Source organism: Psychrobacter sp. FME5 (genome assembly GCF_014861375.1).
Lineage (GTDB): Bacteria > Pseudomonadota > Gammaproteobacteria > Pseudomonadales > Moraxellaceae > Psychrobacter.
Genome location: NZ_RRYX01000197.1, coordinates 1 through 2,283, shown reverse-complemented (window position 1 = coordinate 2,283; position 2,283 = coordinate 1). Strand labels below are relative to the sequence as shown.

Here is a 2,283-nt window from a genome sequence, read left to right as displayed (position 1 = left end):
CTATTTGTTCAGGACTCCAGCTGTCTTTTAGCTTATCTGTGACCCAATCCCATACGTCAGCGATGATGCTGGGCGCATTGTTTGACCGTCTGTCACAAGCCTTGTTATTAGCATTCTTTGCTCGGTAACCGCGCAGGCCTTTATTACGCCTAAGCTCTCTTGATATGGTGCTGGGACTTCTGTTTAACGCCCTCGCTATAAATTTAATACTATGTTTTGCCCCTTTAAGGGCATAAATCTGGTATCGTTCACCTAGGCTTAGATGTGTATAGTTCATGGTTGCAATCTCACTTTGGTCGGTGGATAAAAACTTTGATGCTAGCGCATCTAGGTCTTTTTTTCACCTCACATTTGGTATTGCACTTCATGTGTTAATCTAAGTATTACAGTATTCGCCCGCTATTAGTACTATTTATGGTAGCGACCGTCGGTAGTGGTGGCTTTGGCTTCGATGAAGTCACCGCTTCTGCTATTTACGGTATTTTTGCTGGTTCATTGTACTTAGCCGCAGTACCGGGCGGTTGGTTGGCGGATAACTGGCTCGGCCAAGAACGCGCTCTTTGGTGGGGCAGCATTATTATTGCCCTCGGTCATTTATGTATTGCGTTGTCGGCAATGTTTGGCATGACGCTATTTTTTGTTGGTTTGATATGTATTGTTTTAGGGTCGGGGTTATTTAAAACCTGTATCTCTGTCATGGTGGGGGCACTGTACACTAAAGGCGACGTGCGCCGTGATGGCGGCTTTACTTTGTTTTATATGGGAATCAATATCGGGGCACTATTAGCGGCGCTGATTGTTGGGGTATTTAAAGAAAAAGGCATGTGGCATGTCGGTTTTGGGGTAGGCGGTCTTGGTATGCTGGCCTCATTGTTGATCTATCGTTTTTCTGCCCAAAAGACCTTAACTCACTATGCACAAGCCAAAAATATTACGCCCGAATGGGAGTACGCCAATGGCCGCTATAAAAACATAGGTCGCTGGGTTATCGGTTTCTTGGCGTTATTGGCAGCGATTGTTGTTTTGGTCGCGAGTGGCATGATACCGTTTAGTCCTGAAATGGTCGCAGAGTATATGACTTATATCATTGCAGCGGTGGTGATAGGCTACTTTGCGATTATGTTTGTCTCGCCACGCTTGGACAAGACAGACAAGCTGCGTTTGCTCACTTGCTTTATTTTAATTATTGGCTCGACGCTATTTTGGTCAAGTTTTGAGCAGCAGCCGACCTCCTTTAACCTATTTGCCGATCGCTATACCGATCTGAATGTCTTAGGCTTTGAGATACCTAGTATCTGGTTCCAATCGTTGAACCCACTGTTTATTTTAATGCTCGCACCTATCGTCAGTATTATTTGGGTCAAACTTGGTAAGCGAGGTATTGAGCCTAGTAGTATGACCAAGTTTGCACTTGGTATGTTAATTACCGCTGCAGGCTTTTCGTTGATGATTTTTGCCTCCAAGAGTATTTTAACCAATGACGGTGGCCTGGCATCTCCATTATGGCTAGTAGGGAGTTTATTACTGTTAACCTTGGGTGAATTGGCACTTAGCCCAGTGGGTTTATCATCGATGACTAAGCTGGCACCAAAAGGTATGCAAGGTCAGATGATGGGTCTATTCTTTGCTTCTGTGGCGATGGGTAATCTGGTTGCTGCATTTTTCGGTGGACACGTTTCAGCGGATAAAATCGAAGGTTTACCAAAATTATTTACAACGATGACCATCTTTTTGGTGGTGACGGCAGTGGTATTATTAATATTGGCAAAACCTATTAATAATATGCTGGTAAAAAGTGAGCAGGCAGATAAGCTTGGTTCATGAATCATCTAGGTTAGAATTTATAAGTTAAAACCCCTTAATTTTAATGAGTAGCATTGCGATAAATGCTAGATGGTAGGGTGGACGAAAAGATGTTTTACTATTATCGGTAGCACATTTTATTGTTTCACTTAGTGAGTTATTTGCCACAAGCTATTGAAAGCCTATTTTCTGCCCAAACATCTAGTAATGTTCTGCTTTATTAAAAGTTAGCCTAAATTATCTAACTATTTCATATAGATTTAATTCTCACGATATTGAACCGTTCATTCATATCTTAGATTAACACATGAAGTGCAATACCAAATGTGAGGTGAAAAAAAGACCTAGATGCGCTAGCATCAAAGTTTTTATCCACCGACCAAAGTGAGATTGCAACCATGAACTATACACATCTAAGCCTAGGTGAACGATACCAGATTTATGCCCTTAAAGGGGCAAAACATAGTATTAAATTTATAG

At 42.0% G+C, this 2,283-nt stretch carries 2 protein-coding genes; one reads left to right on the top strand and one right to left on the bottom strand.

Features of this window, described 5'->3' with window-relative positions; all coding sequences use genetic code 11:
• Nucleotides 1-277 (bottom strand): helix-turn-helix domain-containing protein (locus EI161_RS14035; protein WP_192528923.1); only part of this gene is annotated, 277 nt, incomplete at its 3' end.
• Between the two features lie 113 nt (nucleotides 278-390).
• Here EI161_RS14035 and EI161_RS14030 point away from each other — a divergent pair.
• Nucleotides 391-1,824, top strand: a complete 1,434-nt coding sequence (locus EI161_RS14030) for a peptide MFS transporter (RefSeq protein WP_318779316.1) — start codon at nucleotides 391-393, stop codon at nucleotides 1,822-1,824.
• Nucleotides 1,825-2,283 lie beyond the last annotated feature (459 nt).